General features: G+C 61.3%; 14 protein-coding genes. 4 read left to right on the top strand and 10 right to left on the bottom strand.

Features of this window, described 5'->3' with window-relative positions:
- Positions 1–4: 4 nt before the first annotated feature.
- Complete coding sequence (thyX, locus tag HMPREF3169_RS10505) at positions 5–754, bottom strand: FAD-dependent thymidylate synthase (protein ID WP_070456458.1); 750 nt, start codon at positions 752–754, stop codon at positions 5–7.
- A 33-nt stretch (positions 755–787) separates the two neighbouring features.
- Positions 788–1,534: a 4-hydroxy-tetrahydrodipicolinate reductase gene (dapB, locus tag HMPREF3169_RS10500; protein ID WP_062038576.1), complete on the bottom strand. Its 747-nt coding sequence runs from the start codon at positions 1,532–1,534 to the stop codon at positions 788–790.
- Positions 1,535–1,688: 154 nt separating this feature from the next.
- On the opposite strand from dapB, the gene HMPREF3169_RS10495 reads away from it, so the two are divergent.
- Both HMPREF3169_RS10495 and HMPREF3169_RS10490 read left to right on the top strand, forming a co-directional pair.
- Positions 1,689–2,075, top strand: a complete 387-nt coding sequence (locus tag HMPREF3169_RS10495; protein ID WP_235591356.1) for a VOC family protein — start codon at positions 1,689–1,691, stop codon at positions 2,073–2,075.
- A 51-nt stretch (positions 2,076–2,126) separates the two neighbouring features.
- A complete protein-coding gene (locus tag HMPREF3169_RS10490) occupies positions 2,127–2,840 on the top strand; it encodes an AMIN-like domain-containing (lipo)protein (protein ID WP_070456456.1) in 714 nt (237 codons plus the stop codon).
- A gap of 134 nt (positions 2,841–2,974) precedes the next feature.
- Here the strand turns inward: HMPREF3169_RS10490 and HMPREF3169_RS10485 are convergent, their stop codons facing one another.
- Positions 2,975–5,215, bottom strand: a complete 2,241-nt coding sequence (locus tag HMPREF3169_RS10485; RefSeq protein WP_070456450.1) for a polyribonucleotide nucleotidyltransferase — start codon at positions 5,213–5,215, stop codon at positions 2,975–2,977.
- A gap of 149 nt (positions 5,216–5,364) precedes the next feature.
- On the opposite strand from HMPREF3169_RS10485, the gene HMPREF3169_RS10480 reads away from it, so the two are divergent.
- A complete protein-coding gene (locus HMPREF3169_RS10480; RefSeq protein ID WP_062038567.1) occupies positions 5,365–5,877 on the top strand; it encodes a CPBP family intramembrane glutamic endopeptidase in 513 nt (170 codons plus the stop codon).
- Positions 5,878–5,890: 13 nt separating this feature from the next.
- On the opposite strand, the gene HMPREF3169_RS10475 is transcribed toward HMPREF3169_RS10480, so the two are convergent.
- The 4 genes from HMPREF3169_RS10475 to HMPREF3169_RS10460 form a co-directional block, all read right to left on the bottom strand.
- A complete protein-coding gene (locus HMPREF3169_RS10475; RefSeq protein ID WP_046645302.1) occupies positions 5,891–6,205 on the bottom strand; it encodes a DUF4288 domain-containing protein in 315 nt (104 codons plus the stop codon).
- 109 nt (positions 6,206–6,314) lie between these two features.
- Positions 6,315–6,584, bottom strand: a complete 270-nt coding sequence (gene rpsO / locus HMPREF3169_RS10470) for a 30S ribosomal protein S15 (protein WP_005528980.1) — start codon at positions 6,582–6,584, stop codon at positions 6,315–6,317.
- A 173-nt stretch (positions 6,585–6,757) separates the two neighbouring features.
- Positions 6,758–7,684: a nucleoside hydrolase gene (locus HMPREF3169_RS10465; RefSeq protein WP_070456449.1), complete on the bottom strand. Its 927-nt coding sequence runs from the start codon at positions 7,682–7,684 to the stop codon at positions 6,758–6,760.
- Entirely contained in the window at positions 7,685–8,710 is a 1,026-nt protein-coding gene (locus HMPREF3169_RS10460; RefSeq protein WP_070456447.1) for a bifunctional riboflavin kinase/FAD synthetase, read from the bottom strand. It abuts the gene before it with no gap.
- A gap of 37 nt (positions 8,711–8,747) precedes the next feature.
- Here HMPREF3169_RS10460 and truB point away from each other — a divergent pair, with 37 nt between their 5' ends.
- Positions 8,748–9,641 (top strand): tRNA pseudouridine(55) synthase TruB, encoded by an 894-nt coding sequence (gene truB, locus HMPREF3169_RS10455; RefSeq protein WP_070456445.1) that lies wholly within the window; start codon positions 8,748–8,750, stop codon positions 9,639–9,641.
- Positions 9,642–9,685: 44 nt separating this feature from the next.
- Here the strand turns inward: truB and HMPREF3169_RS10450 are convergent, their stop codons facing one another.
- Genes HMPREF3169_RS10450 through HMPREF3169_RS10440 form a run of 3 tightly spaced genes read right to left on the bottom strand, consistent with a single transcriptional unit; the run spans position 9,686 to position 12,486 of the window.
- Positions 9,686–10,354, bottom strand: coding sequence for a 4'-phosphopantetheinyl transferase family protein (locus HMPREF3169_RS10450; RefSeq protein ID WP_070456444.1), 669 nt, complete (start codon positions 10,352–10,354; stop codon positions 9,686–9,688).
- Positions 10,354–11,181, bottom strand: coding sequence for a metallophosphoesterase family protein (locus HMPREF3169_RS10445; RefSeq protein WP_062038545.1), 828 nt, complete (start codon positions 11,179–11,181; stop codon positions 10,354–10,356). The genes HMPREF3169_RS10450 and HMPREF3169_RS10445 overlap by 1 nt, the downstream gene beginning before the upstream one ends.
- Positions 11,182–11,211: 30 nt before the next feature.
- Entirely contained in the window at positions 11,212–12,486 is a 1,275-nt protein-coding gene (locus HMPREF3169_RS10440) for an MATE family efflux transporter (protein ID WP_070456442.1), read from the bottom strand.
- Positions 12,487–12,494 lie beyond the last annotated feature (8 nt).

Genomic DNA, 12,494 nt, shown 5'->3' with positions numbered 1-12,494 from the left:
TGAGCTAGGCGTATGGGCTCGCTGCCATTTCGGTGCCGTCGGCAAGCTGGGTGATGTGGAAGTCATCGAATACCACCGGCGACTGCTCCCGCAACAGCTTTAGGCAGGCAATAGCTAACTCGCGCATCTCGGTATCCGCCTGCTCTGTGGCACGCGCGCCGATGAAGTGACGCCAAGCGCGGTAGTTTCCGGTAACCACGATGCGGCTTTCCGTGAGATTGGGCAACACCGCACGTGCCGCCTGCCGAGCCTGCTTCTTGCGCAGCAGTGCGTTGGGCTCATCTTCTAACTTGCTCTCCAGCGCGCTGAGCAGCTCGTTATAGACAAAGCGAGTTTCATCAACGGCCTGCATAGTAAGCCGCGTCAGCTGCTCGTCTTCAGCAATGAGCTTGGGCAGCACCACCTGAGTTTCCTCCGGGTGGACATAGCGCTGCGAGAGCTGGGAGAAGGAAAAGTGGCGATGGCGCACCAGCTCATGACTGGCAGAGCGCGACAGGCCGCGGATATACAACGTGGCCGTGGCGTGCTCCAGGAGAGCGTCGTGGCCCACCTCCAGAATGTGGCGCAGGTAGGCCGAGTTTGCCGCGGTGCGCGGGTTCGGCTTATCGAAGGACTCGTAGCAAGCCCGGCCGGCAAATTCGACGAGAGCCTCGCCATCGGAGGCTGCCTGTTCCCTCTCCCACTCGATGCCCTGCGGCGGGTGGAACTGCGTTGCCGCGATGAGCTGGACGTCCAGTTCGCTAATGCGTGCCATATCTAGTGCCTTATGTCTCCTCGATAGTCTGACTTATAGGCCCAAGTACTTCTCAAGACCCACGGTCAGCCCTGGACGCTCTGCAATCTGGCGAACGCCAACCAGCACGCCCGGGGTGAAGGAAGAACGATCATAGGAATCCTGGCGGATAGTCAAGGACTGCCCCTGGGCGCCGAAGATGACCTCCTCGTGGGCAACCATGCCGCGGGTACGCACGGCATGGACTGGGACACCGTCGACGTCGGCGCCGCGTGCGCCTTCGAGAGCCTGCTCGGTAGCGTCCGGCATCTGCCCTAGGCCTGCTTCCTTGCGGGCGGCCGCAATGCCCTGCGCGGTGTGGATGGCGGTGCCAGAAGGCGCATCCAGCTTGGTTGGGTGGTGGTACTCCACAACCTCGGCGGTCTCGAAGTACTTCGCGGCCTGTGCTGCGAAAACCATGGTCAGCACGGCGGAGATAGCAAAGTTTGGTGCAATCAGGACGTTGCCGGCGCCATCTTGCTTGGTCCACTCCTCGACCTGTGCCAGGCGGTCTGCGTCGAAACCGGTGGTGCCCACGACACAGTGAATGCCGTTGCCAATGCAGAACTCGAGGTTTGCCATCACCGAAGATGGCTGGGTGAAGTCAACAATAACCTCGGCGTGGTTATCCACCAGCACCTGCAGGTCGGTATCGCGGTCAACCTCAGCGACCAGCTCGAGGTCATCTGCCGCATTAACGCCTTCTACAATCGCCTGGCCCACGCGGCCCTTCGCGCCCAAGACGCCAACTTTGATAGCCATAAATGCTCCTTTGCCCTGTTCAATGTTCAACGTTCAATCTAAATTTAAATACGTATAAGCACGCTACATCTAGCGCAGGCCTTATTGCCTGCCCCGATGCCGACCAGTCTAACGCGCCAGTTGGCAACGTAGACTTTGTGCCATGCGTATCTAGATTGCTTCCGTGCTTGTCGACGACGTCGCTCGCGCCCACGATTTCTACGTCAACACCTTGGGATTCAAGGTTAAAGACGATGTCACGCACGGCGACTTCCGTTGGCTCACTGTCACCAACGCCTCCGGTCCAGCCGACGGCAGCGGCATCGAACTCCTGCTAGAGCCCAAGGGCCATCCAGCAGCAGCTCCTTTTACCGAGGCTCTTAAAAAGGATGGCATTCCGCTCACCCAATTCATGAGCGAGGACGTGCAGGCCGAGTATGAAGAACTCAAGGCCAAGGGCGTCGGGTTCACCATGGAGCCAACCGACGTCGGCCCTTCCATCATCGCCGTCTTCGACGACACCGTGGGCAACCTCATCCAATTGGTGCAACTCAAGCATTAAATCATTAAATATTGTGCAAAAGCGTGAGCCCGTTTTCTTAGACTGGTCAGCATGATTCCTCTCAAGCTCTCTGTGCCTGCCGATTCGCTTGCTCATCGCCGCCGCCTGCACGTTGTGGCCGCCACCTTAACCACGGCCACGCTGACGCTTTCCGCCTGCGCCGGCGGTGCCTCCAACGACGACAGCCACAGCGCGCCGGTATCTACCGTGGCGCCTTCTGAGACCACGCCGCCGACAAGCAGTCAAACGATAGAGGAGACCACAAGCCCGCGGCCGACGAGCACAGAACAGAAATCAGGTGGGCTTCCAAAGGGCTTCTTAGGCACTCCAGATACGGCAGACATCGACTTCGACGGAACCTCCGAGGGCGAACTAATCCCAACCACTATGCGTGCTGGTAGCCATCAAAGCTACGACCGCGTTGTCATAGAGTTCGCGGGTGCCGGCATTCCGCGGTGGTGGGCACACTACACCGAGTCCACAAGCGCACCAGGGTCGGGGTTCCCCGTGCCCTACTCCGGCACTATTGCTCTCGAAATAGGCCTCGAACGCACACCGTGGCCCGATACCCAAGAGCTCCAAGACGCAATGCTCAAGCCCAATGCCCAAACTCCTGGCGCGGGTGTCGTGCGCAGCGTGGAATTTGTCAGCGCATTCGAGGCGCAGTCTCACTTCGTTATTGGACTCGATAAGAAAGTGCCCTATTCCATCACGTACTTGGACGGTCCACCTCGCATTGTCATTGACTTCCTCACCAACTCTTAAGGCTTGTCCCTAGCCACCGATGACGCTAGAGACAAGGAAAAGCGCCCTCGCTAGCAGCCGGCAAAAGTTGCGACCGCCAAGCGAGGGCGCCGTTGTGTAACAGCCGCATCACACGGCTTGTCGGGAGGGTGCGACTAGTTTTCCTCGACCGGAACCAAGGAGATCTTGCCGCGGTTGTCGATGTCTGCGATTTCGACCTGAATCTTATCGCCGACGTTGACAACGTCCTCGACCTTCTCGATGCGCTCGTCGCCGCCGAGCTTCGAGATGTGGATGAGGCCATCGCGGCCCGGGGTCAGGGAGACAAACGCACCGAAAGCTACGGTCTTAACGACGGTGCCCAGGAAGCGCTCGCCGACCTTCGGCAGCTGCGGGTTAGCGATGGAGTTAACCTTCTCGATCGCGGCGTCGGCAGCCTCACCAGTTGCGGCAGAGATGTAGACGGTGCCGTCTTCCTCGATGGAAACCTCAGCGCCGGTCTCCTCGGTAATCGAGTTGATGGTCTTGCCCTTCGGGCCGATGAGCTCGCCGATCTTGTTGACCGGAATCTTCACGGAAGTGATCTTCGGAGCCAGACCAGACATCTCGTCTGGGCCTTCGATGACCTCAGCCATGGTCTCCAAGATGGTGGCGCGGGCGTCACGCGCCTGCTCCAGTGCCTTAGCCAGGACCTTGGACGGGATGCCATCGAGCTTGGTGTCTAGCTGCAGCGCGGTGATGAACTCGGAGGTACCTGCGACCTTGAAGTCCATGTCACCGAATGCGTCCTCGGCGCCCAGGATGTCAGTCAGAGCGACGAACTTCTCCTTGCCGTCTACCTCACCGGAAACCAGGCCCATTGCGATACCTGCAACCGGGGCCTTCAGCGGCACACCAGCGTTGTACAGGGACAGCGTGGAAGCACAAACGGAGCCCATGGAAGTAGAACCGTTGGAGCCGAGGGCCTCAGAGACCTGACGGATGGCGTACGGGAAGTCCTCGCGGGAAGGGATGACCGGCAGCAGGGCGCGCTCGGCAAGAGCACCGTGGCCGATCTCGCGGCGCTTCGGGGAGCCAACGCGGCCGGTCTCACCGGTGGAGTACGGCGGGAAGTTGTAGTGGTGCATGTAGCGCTTGCCCGTGACCGGGGTCAGGGAATCGATCTGCTGCTCCATCTTGAGCATGTCCAGGGTGGTAACGCCCAGGATCTGGGTCTCACCGCGCTCGAAAAGGGAGGAACCGTGTGCGCGTGGGATGAGGTCAACCTCAACGCCCAGGTCACGGATGTCGGTGACGCCACGGCCGTCGATGCGGAAGCCCTCGGTGAGGATCTTCTTGCGCACGATGGCCTTCATGACAGCGTTATACGCAGCGCGGATCTGCTTGGAGGCGTCCTCATCTTCAAACTTCTCGAGGAGATCCGCCTCGACCTGCTCCATGTACTCGTTGGTAGCTTCGTCACGGTCCTGCTTGCCAGGGATGGTCAGCAGCTTCTCCAACTTCTTGGAGGCTGCCTTTTCCACGGCGGCAAATACGTCATCGGTGTAAGGCGGGAAGAGCGGGAACTCCTGGGTTTCCTTCGCTGTGCGCTCAGCCAGACCTGCCTGCGCCTCGCACAGGGTCTTGATGAATGGTTTTGCTGCTTCAAGGCCTGCTGCAACGGTGGATTCCTGCGGTGCCGGTGCGCCTTCCTTGATGCGCTCTGCAACGTTGATACCAGCGCCTGCCTCAACCATCATGATGGCAACGTCTTCCTTGCGGCCCTTCTTCACAATGCGGCCGGCGACGACCATCTCGAACAGCGCACGCTCGTGCTGCTCGTGGTTCGGGAACGCAACCCACTGGCCTTCTGGATGCTTGTCATCAGCGATAAGCGCCATGCGCACGCCGCCGACGGCGCCGGATACCGGCAGGCCGGAAAGCTGGGTGGAAGCAGATGCACCGTTGATGGCGATGACGTCGTAGTACTCCTCCGGCGCCATGGAAAGCACCGTGACAACGACCTGCACCTCGTTGCGCAGGCCCTTGACAAAGGTCGGGCGCAGTGGACGGTCGATCAGGCGGCAGGCCAGGATGGCTTCGGTGGAGGGACGGCCTTCGCGGCGGAAGAAGGAGCCCGGAATCTTGCCGGCTGCGTACATGCGCTCCTCGACGTCCACGGTCAGCGGGAAGAAGTCGAAGCCCTCACGCGGCTGGTTGGAGGCGGTGGTGGTGGACAGGAGCATGGTGTCCTCGTCCAGGTAAGTGGTGACAGAGCCGCCCGCCTGACGAGCCAGCTGGCCAGTCTCGAAACGGATGGTGCGGGTGCCAAAATCGCCATTGTCAAGGGTGGCGATTGCTTCGGTGATACCGAATTCTTCATCAATGTTGAACTCAACAGCGTTTCTAGCGCTCAAAGTTTTCTACTCCTTGTAGTCCGGCGATCATCGGTGCCGCCGGTTAAAAATGGTTAGGTTTCTACAACGAGTAGCGATTTTAGCAGCTTTCCTGGGATTATGTCGAACATCACGCTCCCCGAATCGCGGTACAGACTTAGACTTAAACCATGGTCATGTTGTTGCTGTGGTCGCTTCCCACACTCATCTACCTTCTCCTCCGCCGCCAGCCGGCAGTCGCCGTCTGCGGACTGGGACGTCCATGGGCGCGCGGGTGGGCGTGGGCAGCGGTGATGCTGCTCGTATTGCTGGTGCTGAGCTACCTCGCGTTGTTGCCTGCGCCGCCGGAGGTTGTCGCGCAGACCACGACTGCAACAACGGCAATGGGATTCCTCGCGATGGCGCTGCGCGCGGTGGGCGAAGAGATCTTCTTCCGCGGTTTCCTACAAGGAATTATCACCCAGCGCTGGAATGTCGGCGCGGGAATTACAGTGCAGGGCCTCCTCTTCGGCCTCATCCACCTACCGCTGGCCATGCTGGATATCAGCCTCATCCCGCTCTTTGTTTTGCAGATTGCCACCGGCTTCGCCATGGGTTGGCTGCGCGAGAAAAGCGCTTCTCTATGGCCCGGCGCCACCGTGCACGCTACCATCAACGTCCTCACGGCAGTGCTCCTCGTGTAGCCCACGCACAGGACTAGGCGAACGGGTCGCGCCCTCCCAGCATCATTTCGAAGCGCGCATAGTCCTCAAGCGACGCAAAGTGGCGCGCATAGAGGTCCACGTCTCCCTCGACCGTGCCGTCGAGTGCGGGCGCGACATCCACGATGTGGCGCATCACGATTGTGGGATGCTCTGCCGATTCTTGGCTACGCGCCAGCGCCTCGACCTTCGCGCGCGCCTCATCGTCGTCTGTGGCACGGACGAGGACAAAATCTTCCCGGAAATACGACGGCTCACTGGGCTCTACCGATTCAAGTTCAAAAACGACAATGCCGATATAAGGTTCCATGGTGCCAAGCTACCATCTCTGGGGCCGCGATACCTGCTGCGTGATCGAGACGGCCTCAAAAACGCAACAAACCCCGTCCGAAGACGGGGTTTGAAAGCAACCGAAGGGCTTAGCGGCGCAGGCCCAGGCGGGAGATGAGGTCACGGTAACGATCGATGTCGTTAGCTGCGAGGTACTTCAGCAGGCCGCGGCGACGACCGACCATCAGCAGCAGACCACGACGGGAGTGGTGATCGTGCTTGTGGAACTTCAGGTGCTCGGTCAGGGTGTTGATACGGGAGGTCAGCAGAGCGATCTGTGCCTCTGGGGAGCCGGTATCGGTCTCGTGCAGGCCGTACTCCTTGAGGATCTCTGCCTTCTTCTCAGTGCTCAAAGCCATGTTGGATTTCTCCTATTGTATTTCAGTCCGCATGAAATTCTTAGCGCCTTTAACTGCTGCGGACCGCAGTCACAAAGCCAAGGGATAACTCTAACAGCTTTTCTTCCCCAAACCCAAACTGCGACTTCTTGGAACAATTCGCAGGAAGATACGCCACTTTCTGCACGTTAATGCTATTGCAGAAGCGAATCGAGCTTGTCCATCAGCTCGGCCACGAAGCGCGGGGCATCCACCTCTACTGCCACGTGGGCAGCCTTGTGTGGTTCTTTCATCCTGGCAACGTCGCCGATGGTGCGGCCAGGGGTCGTGCCAGTGGTTTCACAGACCAGGTTGGTATCGAAGCAGGTGACCAGGCGAGGGTCTGCCGCCACGGCTACCGCGAGCGGATCATGCAGGCCACAACCGCCAAGGTCCGGTTCGATGGCGGCGTAGGCGCGGATGTAATAGTCGAGCATGTCCGCATAAACGCGTCCGGCCCGTGTACCGAGCCCACGCCACTGCCGGGTCTCCGCAGTGGTCAGAAGCGTTTGCAGCGTGACATCCAAGCCCACCATCGTGACATCGCGTGCAGTGCGGAAGAGGAAGTCCGTGGCAGCGGGGTCCTGCGCCACATTGGCCTCAGACCAGGTGGTGACGTTGCCCGGCACGGTCAGGGCGCCGCCCATCATGACGATGCGAGTATCCGCGAGTGCCGGCTCAGCTTTCAGCGCCGCCGCAATCGTGGTGGACGGCCCAGTCGGGATAATCACCAGTTCCTGACCGTGCTTCCGCGCGGCACGGCACAAGAACTCCACCGCGGATTCTTTTTGCGCGCGCCCGCGCGGCGGCGGAAGCAGGACGTCGCCAATGCCATTGCGGCCATGGATGAATGCGGAAATTGGCTTGACCTGGAATCCCGCCGGCTGCGCACCGGCAAAGACCGGGACGCCGCCCGCGCCGAGCAGCTCCAGCAAAACCAAGGTATTGCGCACGCCCAGCTCCACAGGCACGTTGCCATAAGTCACCGTCACGCCGATGAGCTCAAGGTCAGGATGCGCCAGCGCATAGGCCAGCGCTAAGGCATCGTCGATCCCGGTATCGAGATCCAAAATGACCTTCATTTAGCCCTCCTGCAGGAAGTACTCGTCCTTCTCCCAACCGCGGGCCTTAGCATCCTCGGCGAGGACCTCACGTGCCTTGGCCACATCTGCCGCCATCGCGTCCAGCAACTCTTCTACCGAGTTGAACTTCACCATGTCGCGCAGATGATCCACGAACTTTACCGTGGCCACGTGCCCATAGAGATCGGCATCGCGATCCAGCACGAAGGACTCGATGGAACGTTCTTCGTCGCCGAAGGTCGGGTTCGTGCCCACGGAGATCGCCGCCGCATAAGCCACGCCGTGGTCCATGTTGCCCTCGACGGGCGCCTCAGCCGGCTCCAGGATGAACCAGCCCGCATAGACGCCATCGGCCGGAATAGCCACGCTATCCGGGAAGTACTGATTGGCGGTGGGAAAACCGAGCTCCTTGCCGCCGCGCCCGGCACCGCGCACCACCGGGCCAGTCACTGAGAAGTGGCGGCCAAGAGCCCAGTTAGCCTTGGAAATCTCACCTTTCGCCAGGTTGGCGCGGATATTTGTGGAGCAGATTCGCACCCCGGCGTCGTCAAGCAGCGGCACCACGTCGACGCTAAAGCCATGGGTTTTGCCGAACTCCACCATCGCGTCCGCCGTGCCGCTCGCGCCCGCACCGAACGTGAAGTTCTCCCCCACGACCACGTGACGCGCATGCAGCTTTCCCACAATCAAGTCTTCGACGTAGTTCTGCGGAGTCGTGCCCACGAGCTCCTTGGTGAAGTCGATGACGAGCACCGCATCGATGCCCATCTCTTCCGCCAGCTGCAGGCGGCGCTCAAACGTCACCACGGACAGCGGCGCGCGCTCCGGGAGGAAGACCGCGACGGGGTGCGGATCAAAAGTCACCATCACCGTGCGCAATTCCTCCGCACGCGCATAGCTCACCGCATTATTGATCAGCTGCTGATGGCCGCGGTGCACGCCGTCAAAGACGCCGATGGTCACCGCAGTCGGGCCAAAGTCACCGGGGATGCTGTCGATTCCGTACCAAATATCCACGGCCACCATGCTAATGCACGGCGAGGCGTGGAATAGACTGCAGGGCATGACTGATGCGCTCGCAAATTCTGGCCTGGTGGTAGTGGACAAACCGCAAGGCATGACCTCACACGATGTGGTGGGCCGCCTCCGCCGCATATTTCACACCCGCAAGGTGGGCCACGCAGGCACCCTCGACCCGATGGCCACCGGCGTTTTGGTGGTCGGTTTGGAACGCGGCACCAAGTTCCTCGCGCACATGGTCGCGTCAACCAAGTCCTACGACGCCACCATTCGCCTTGGCATGGCGACGCATACTGACGACGCCGAGGGCGAGCGCACCTGGGGCGAGCCTGCAAGCGAACTCGATATGGAGCAGGTCAATAAAGAGGTCACAGCTCTCACCGGTGACATCATGCAGCGCCCCGCTGCGGTCTCTGCTATCAAGATCGACGGAAAGCGCGCCCACGAGCGCGTGCGCGAGGGCGAAGAGGTAGAAATCCCCGCCCGCCCGGTTACGGTCGGCCGCTTCGACATCCTCGCCCACCGCATCGAAGGTGAGTACCTGGACCTCGACGTCACCGTTGATTGCTCGTCTGGCACCTATATTCGCTCCCTCGCCCGCGACTTAGGTGAGGCGCTCGGCGTGGGCGGTCACCTCACCGCCCTGCGCCGCACGGAGGTGGGGCCATTTAAGCTTGACGACGCCCGCACCCTCGACGAGCTTGCAGAGGCTCCGGCCCTATCGCTTAGCCTCGACGAGGCGCTCGCCCGCTCCTACCCTGTCCTTCAGGTCACCGAAGACGAGGCAAAGGCGCTCGCCATGGGCAAATGGCTCGAGCCGCGCCGGCTAAAGGGCACCTATGCGGCGGTAGATCCTGATGGTCGCTCGATTGCGCTCATCAAGGAAAAAGGAAAGCGCCTGGCCACGATCTTCGTGGCCCGCCCGTCGACGCTTTAAGCGTAAAGGTGGGCTATTAAAGGTGGGCTATTAAAAGCCCACCACTAAAAGCCCACCGCGGGAACGACCGTGGAGACGATGACGAAGCCATCGCGGATAATCCAGCGGCCGCTAATCAGCGGCACGGGGGTCGGACGGGCCAAGATATAGGAGATCAAGGTGCCATCGAGGCGCAGGTCGATCTCTGCCTGGTCGAAGTCCAGCCAGCGATGTGTCATGGGAAACCACGCCTTGTACGTGGCTTCCTTGGCGCAGAACAAGAGGCGATCGGGGCAGTCAATCCCGGCGTCGGCAAGCTGCGTTAACTGCGCCATCTCCCCTGCGCGCGCGATCATGGTCAGCACGTGATCGGGCAATGGCTCGGCGGGTTCGGCGTCGAGGCCCATGGAGCGCACATGTCTACTCGGAGCCGCTACCGCCGCGCGCAGGCCCTCTGTATGCGTCATGGAACCGGTATAGCCGTGCGGCCACAGCGGCATGCCCCGCTCGCCGCGCATGATGGGCTCCTGATTTGCACAGCCCAGCTCCTGCAAAGCGCGATGCGCGCACCAACGGGCGTCTCCGAATTCCGCCTTGCGCACGTCAACTGCCTGGGAGACCAAGGATTGCTCCTCCGGATCCAGCTGCGTGTAATTCACCAAATCCGTAAGCGCAGCGTCGGTGCGCACGTAGCAGTAGCGGGCGGTATCTGGGAACAGGTGTGGTTCCAGCATTAGCGCACCTCCTCAAGCGCCGAGGACGCCGGCTCATCACTGTGTAGGACCGGATAGGGCCACTGCTGGAGATGTCCGTGCGCCTCCCACTCGCGGGGATAGCCCAGTGAGACCTCGATGTGGTCTACCCCATCGACGTTGGTGCGGCCGGGCAGATGCAGGTGACCGTAGATGACCGCCTGCGCGTTATAGCGCCGCGCCCACGAGTGGGTATGGCGAGTGCCGCACCACAGGGCGATTTCCGGCCACGCCATGCGCAGAGTGGGTTCTTGAACCAGCGGCCAGTGATTGACCAACACCGTAGGCCCACTTACCCGGGAAAGGCGCTTGATGGAATAGGCAAGGCGATCCCAGCACCAGGCGCGAACGTCGACGAAGGGAGCGATGGCGAAGTCATCGGTCATGACAATCTGGCGTTCACGGGCACGCTCTAGGGCACCCTCGACGGTGGTGCCGGGTGGGCGGAAGCTGTAATCATAAAGGGTAAACAGCGGCACGATGGTCACGCCGCCGAAGACGGGATATGGGTCTTCCGGAGTCACCACGCCGATTTCGCGGCAGCCCTCCACCAGCTCGTCATACTTGGCGCGGCCCTGGCACCTATCTTGGGAACGCGAGAAGAGCTCGTGGTTTCCCGGCACCCAGATCACCTTGGCATAGCGCCGCGAAAGCTTGGTGAGGATGCGCAGTACGAGTTCGGTGCGCTCGGCCACGTCACCGGCCACGATGAGCCAATCGGCAGGATCTTGCGGGTAGAGCTCATCGATGCGGCTAGAATTAGCGCGCACTGCCGCGTGGAGATCTGACACCGCCCATAAGGTGGCCATGGCGTGCTCCTTTCTTCGTTCTCCTTCAGGTTAGACCACGGCCCAGCGCATCGAGCGGAAGCGATAGACCACGCCGAGGAAACGGATGAAAACAAACAGCGCAAGGCCGCACCACACGCCGGGCAGGCCCGCGCCCAAGGCGTAGGCCGCCCACACGCCGGGCAGGAATCCGCAAAGCACCGAAACGATGGTCAGCGTGCGCAGGAAGGCGGCATCGCTGGCGCCGAGCAGGACGCCGTCGAGTGCAAAAACCACGCCTCCCAGAACCACCATGGCAATCATGATGAGCCACGGCAGCCGGATGACCTCGAGCACCACTGCATCGGTGGTGAAAAGCGCAGGAATGATGCCGATGCCCAGGGCTAAGACTGCGCCGAGCCCGAGTGCAAAGGCCGTGGAGTAGAAAGTGACCTTGGTGCCGACGCTGCGCGCATGCTTGGCTGAGCCCGCGCCGAGCGCCGCGCCGGTCAGCGCCTGGGCGGCGATGGCCAGAGAATCCAGCACGAGGGATAGGAAGTTCCACAACTGAATCATGATCTGGTGCGCAGCAAGCTGGGCCGTGCCGAAGCGGGAGGCCACGGCGGCGGCCGAAAGGAAGGCCACCTGGAAGCTGGCAGAGCGCACGATGAGATCGCGGCCCAACACGAGCTGGCGCTTGACGACGCCCCACTGCAGCCGCCAGGAGCCCACGTGCTCACGGTGAAGTTCCCACAGGAAGAGCGAGGCCATGATCGCCATGCCCAGCACCGTGGCCCAGGCGGAGCCGGCAAGGCCCCACTGGTGGACGAATACTGGCACAGCAATGGCGCCAGGAATGAGGCCGGCCAGGGTAAAAAGCAGCGGTTTTACAGTGTTTTGAACGCCGCGCATCCAACCGTTGCCTGCCATCTCGATGAGATTGAGCGGGATAGCGAAGGCAGCGATGCGCAGCCACAGCGCGGTGTCCTGGGCAGTTTCTGGATTGCCGGTTAGCCAGCGCGCAAAGTGCCCTGCGCCCAACCACATGATGACCGCCAGAGTCATGCCCACGCCGATGGCCACGTAGGTAGCCTGCACGCCCTCGGCTACGGCCTCGTCCTTTTTACCGGCGCCGAAAAGCCGCGAGGCGCGTGAGGTTGTGCCATAGGAAAGAAAAGTCAGTTGGGTAGTGACAACCGTGTGGATGGTCGCCGCAGCGCCGAGTGCGGCCAGCTGATGCGCGCCCAAGCGGCCCACCACTGCCGTATCCAACAACAGGTAGAGCGGCATGGCAGCGAGCACGCCGAGCGCCGGAAACGCGAGGCGAAATACCTCACCAGCGCTCACGTGGGTGA

The sequence above is a fragment of the Corynebacterium sp. HMSC08C04 genome (genome assembly GCF_001807495.1).
GTDB classification, from domain to species: Bacteria; Actinomycetota; Actinomycetes; order Mycobacteriales; family Mycobacteriaceae; genus Corynebacterium; species Corynebacterium simulans.
Note: the sequence above shows the minus strand (reverse complement) of the source record. Positions and strands in the feature narration are given on the sequence as shown.

Bases quoted from the DNA above. Each gene is read 5' to 3' on its own strand.
- thyX (WP_070456458.1), bottom strand. From the start codon at position 754: ATGGCACGCATTAGCGAACTGGACGTCCAGCTCATCGCGGCAACGCAG.
- dapB (WP_062038576.1), bottom strand. From the start codon at position 1,534: ATGGCTATCAAAGTTGGCGTCTTGGGCGCGAAGGGCCGCGTGGGCCAG.
- HMPREF3169_RS10490 (WP_070456456.1), top strand. From the start codon at position 2,127: ATGATTCCTCTCAAGCTCTCTGTGCCTGCCGATTCGCTTGCTCATCGC.
- HMPREF3169_RS10480 (WP_062038567.1), top strand. From the start codon at position 5,365: ATGGTCATGTTGTTGCTGTGGTCGCTTCCCACACTCATCTACCTTCTC.
- HMPREF3169_RS10475 (WP_046645302.1), bottom strand. From the start codon at position 6,205: ATGGAACCTTATATCGGCATTGTCGTTTTTGAACTTGAATCGGTAGAG.
- rpsO (WP_005528980.1), bottom strand. From the start codon at position 6,584: ATGGCTTTGAGCACTGAGAAGAAGGCAGAGATCCTCAAGGAGTACGGC.
- HMPREF3169_RS10465 (WP_070456449.1), bottom strand. From the start codon at position 7,684: ATGAAGGTCATTTTGGATCTCGATACCGGGATCGACGATGCCTTAGCG.
- HMPREF3169_RS10460 (WP_070456447.1), bottom strand. From the start codon at position 8,710: ATGGTGGCCGTGGATATTTGGTACGGAATCGACAGCATCCCCGGTGAC.
- truB (WP_070456445.1), top strand. From the start codon at position 8,748: ATGACTGATGCGCTCGCAAATTCTGGCCTGGTGGTAGTGGACAAACCG.
- HMPREF3169_RS10450 (WP_070456444.1), bottom strand. From the start codon at position 10,354: ATGCTGGAACCACACCTGTTCCCAGATACCGCCCGCTACTGCTACGTG.
- HMPREF3169_RS10445 (WP_062038545.1), bottom strand. From the start codon at position 11,181: ATGGCCACCTTATGGGCGGTGTCAGATCTCCACGCGGCAGTGCGCGCT.